Origin of the sequence: Kitasatospora sp. NPDC007106, assembly GCF_040634455.1 — a bacterium.
In the GTDB taxonomy this organism is placed as follows: domain Bacteria; phylum Actinomycetota; class Actinomycetes; order Streptomycetales; family Streptomycetaceae; genus Kitasatospora; species Kitasatospora arboriphila.
In genome coordinates this window covers 1-2995 of record NZ_JBEYFP010000713.1, presented here as the reverse complement: position 1 = coordinate 2995, position 2995 = coordinate 1, and the positions used below count along the sequence as shown (strand labels likewise).

Below are 2995 nucleotides of genomic sequence, written 5' to 3'. Positions count from 1 at the left end.
GCGGCGGCCGGGGCGGCGGCGGTGACCAGCATCGGCAGGGCCAGGGCCGCCGCCCCGCACAGGGCGGCGAACCGGCGGGCGCCGGGGACTCTCCGGGTGGTGCTTCTTCTTCGGGCAGGGCGGATCTCGGGCACGGCGAAACTCCTGCGGACGGCCCCGCGCTGTGGGTGCGCGGGGCTGGTGAGGGTGGACCGCCGGCCGGTGGCGCGATGAAGATGGCATGGACGCGGTTATTACCGCCAGGTATCTGCATGCCACAATTCGGACAGTGACCGGGTTTCTCCCTGCGTCACCGACCCCGCGCCGACCCAGCGCCGACCCCTCGCCGTCCGTCCGCCCCCGCCGCGGCGGGACCGCCCCAGCTCAGACCCCCCGCGCGCCGCCGCGGCCCGCCGCCAGCACCTCCGCCACGTCCGCCGCCAGCCGCTCCGCCTCGCCGGGCTCCAGCGTCGCCACGCAGAGCCGGATCGCCGGCTCCGAGTGCAGCCGGAACCGCGCGCCGGGCGCCGCCACCCAGCCGCGCTGCACCAGCCCCGCCACCGCCGCCGTCTCGTCCCGCACCGGGATCCACACGTTCAGCCCGCTGCGCCCGTGCGCCGCGACCCCGCGGGCGGCCAGCGCCCGCATCAGCGCGTCCCGGCGCTCGCCGTAGGCCGCCGCGACCCGGGCGACCGGCGCGGCGTCGCTGCGCCACAGCTCCACGACGGCCCGCTGCAGCAGGTGGCTGACCCAGCCCGCGCCGAGGCGCTGCCGCCCCAGGACGCGCCCGACCGTGTCCTCGTCGCCGATCGCGACGGAGAGGCGCAAGTCCGGCCCGTAAGCCTTCGCCGCCGACCGCACCAGCAGCCGGTGCTCGGTGATCGGGACGCCGTCCGGCCCCGCCGCCAGCGACTGGAACGGCAGGTCGACCATGCCGTGCCCGTGGTCGTCCTCGATCAGCAGGATGCCCGGACGGCCGGCGATCACCTCGCGCAGGGCCGCGGCGCGGGCCGGGCTCAGCGCGGCGCCCGTCGGGTTCTGCGCCCGGCTGGTGACGATCAGGCAGCGGGCGCCCAGCGCCAGCGCATTGGCCACCTCGACGGGCAGCGGCCCCTCGTCGTCGGTGCGGACCGGCACCGGCTTGAGGCCGAGCGCGGGCACCAGGTCGAGCAGGCTGCCCCAGCCCGGATCCTCCACCGCGACGAGGTCGCCCGGGCGCAGCCGGGCCAGCAGGGCCCGTTCGATGGTGTCGAGCGAGCCGGAGCAGACCGCGATCGCGCCGGCCGGGGCGCCGTCCGCGGCGAAGGAGGCCCGGGCCAGCTCGACCAGCCCGGGATCGGCGGGCGGGTGCCCGTACAGCACGGGCGGACCGGCCGCCGCCGCGGCGAGGGCCGGGCCGAGCGCGGGCAGCAGCGCCGGATCCGGGTTGCCCGCGGAGAGGTCGCGGGCGCCGGGCGGGACGGCGATGCCGACCTCGTCGCGCGGGGTGGTGACCGGGCGGGGGCGGACCCGGCTGCCCTTGCGGCCGGCCGTCTCGATCACGCCGCGGTCGCGCAGCAGCCGGTAGGCGGCGGCCACGGTGTTCGGATTGACGCCCAGCTCGACGGCGAGTTCGCGCAGCGGCGGCAGCGCGGCGCCGGGCGCCAGCCGCCCCTCGGCGACGGCCCCTTCGACGTCGGCCGCAATCTCGCTGGCCCGCCGACCCTTGATCGGATAGTCTCCTAGCACAAAGAAGATTATGCACTAGTGCAGTGAGGTTGTCATGTCGGACACGGCCTACGCCCGGACTCCCCGCACCGTCCCCACCCGATCGCGCGACCGCGCCAGCTGGGACAGGGCGGCCGTGCACGCCGTCCTCGACAGCGCCTGGGTGTGCCACCTCGGCTTCGTCGCCGACGGCGCGCCCGTCGTCCTGCCGACCATCTACGCCCGGGTCGGCGACGCGCTGTACCTGCACGGCTCGACGGGCAGCCGGCCGCTGCGCGGCGCCGGGGCCGACGAGGGCCTGCCGGTGTGCGTGACGGTCACCCTGGTCGACGGCATCGTGCTGGCCAAGTCGGCGTTCAACCACTCCGTCAACTACCGCTCGGTGGTCGCCCACGGCACCGCCTTCCAGGTCACCGACCCGGACGAGCTGGCGACGGCGCTGGACGCGCTGGTCGACCAGGCGGTGCCCGGCCGCTCGGCCGACGCCCGGCCGGCGAACGCCAAGGAGGTGGCGGCGACGGCCGTCGTCCGGCTCGACCTGGACGAGGTGTCCCTCAAGTCCCGCACCGGGGGCGTGAACGACGACGAGGACGACCTCCCGCTGCCGCACTGGTCGGGCGTGGTGCCGGTGCGCACGGTCTACGCCGCTCCCGAGCCGCACCCGAGCACCACCGGCCCCGTCCCGGGCTACCTCGCGGACTTCGTCGCCGGGGAGCTGCCGTGCTGATCCGGTCCTGGGACGCCGGCACGGACGCCGAGTGGCGCGCCTGGCTCGCCGAGGGCCGGGACTTCGGGGTGCTCGCCGCGAACGGCGCGGAGGGGCGGGGCCCGGTGCTCGTCCCGACGCACTTCCTGCTGGACGCGGACGCCGGCGAGATCCTGCTCCACCTCGCGGCGCCCAACCCGGTCTGGGCCGCGCTGCGCGCCGACCCGCACGTCACCCTGGCGGTGACGGACGACTACGCCTACGCGCCCGGCCACTGGCGCGGCGAGCCGGGCACCCCGACGAGCCTGTACGCCTCGGTGCACTTCCACTGCACCGCCGCGGTCGTCGAGGACGCGGCGGGCAAGGCCGAGATCCTCCGCCGCCAGGCGGCGCACTTCCAGCCGGAGGCACCGCTCGACGTCACCCCCGGCGAGGCGCCGTTCGGGCCGCTGCTGAGCGGCCTGCGCGGGCTGCGGCTGACGGTCCGCGAGGTCCGGGCCAAGTTCAAGTACGACGACAAGAAGCCGGTGGCCGAGCAGGCGGCGCTGGCCGGCCGGCTCGCCGAGCGCGGCACCGGGCTGGACGCCGGCGCCCGGGCGCAGC

The 2995-nt window shown here is 77.0% G+C and carries 3 protein-coding genes; 2 read left to right on the top strand and 1 reads right to left on the bottom strand.

Features of this window, described 5'->3' with window-relative positions; all coding sequences use genetic code 11:
- Positions 1-363: 363 nt before the first annotated feature.
- The gene (locus ABZ641_RS31230; protein ID WP_359987251.1) at positions 364-1707 is read right to left on the bottom strand and encodes an aminotransferase class I/II-fold pyridoxal phosphate-dependent enzyme; all 1344 of its coding nucleotides are present in this window, start codon (positions 1705-1707) and stop codon (positions 364-366) included.
- Positions 1708-1741: 34 nt separating this feature from the next.
- Here ABZ641_RS31230 and ABZ641_RS31225 point away from each other — a divergent pair, with 34 nt between their 5' ends.
- Both ABZ641_RS31225 and ABZ641_RS31220 read left to right on the top strand, forming a co-directional pair.
- Positions 1742-2413 (top strand): pyridoxamine 5'-phosphate oxidase family protein, encoded by a 672-nt coding sequence (locus tag ABZ641_RS31225; protein WP_359987249.1) that lies wholly within the window; start codon positions 1742-1744, stop codon positions 2411-2413.
- A partial coding sequence (locus ABZ641_RS31220) for an FMN-binding negative transcriptional regulator (RefSeq protein ID WP_359987247.1) occupies positions 2407-2995 on the top strand: 589 nt, incomplete at its 3' end. The genes ABZ641_RS31225 and ABZ641_RS31220, both read left to right, overlap by 7 nt.